The sequence below is a fragment of the Citrobacter sp. Cu096 genome, assembly GCF_030332285.1.
Taxonomy (GTDB): domain Bacteria; phylum Pseudomonadota; class Gammaproteobacteria; order Enterobacterales; family Enterobacteriaceae; genus Citrobacter; species Citrobacter meridianamericanus.
Genome location: NZ_JAOWID010000013.1, coordinates 1 through 219, shown reverse-complemented (window position 1 = coordinate 219; position 219 = coordinate 1). Strand labels below are relative to the sequence as shown.

General features: G+C 44.7%; 1 protein-coding gene. It reads left to right on the top strand.

The features are described 5' to 3' along the window. Positions 1 to 6 precede the first annotated feature (6 nt). The coding region (locus tag OGX99_RS00895; RefSeq protein ID WP_286542325.1) for a formylglycine-generating enzyme family protein at positions 7 to 219 on the top strand (213 nt) is incomplete at its 3' end.

The following is a 219-nucleotide window of genomic DNA, read 5'->3' as shown; positions in this document are numbered from 1 at the left end:
GTCAGGCTGAATGACTTTATGATTGGCAAATATAAGGTCACCTATAAAGATTATAATGAGTATATAAAAATCACTCATGGAAAAAAGCTTACCTATGTATTTGGTGGGAAGTTACTGGCGGATGACGTTCCCGTCAGCATCCCCTGGCAGATGGCCAAAGACTACTGCCTGTGGCTGGGTAAAATGTCGGGTAAACGGGTGGATTTACCCACCGAGGCG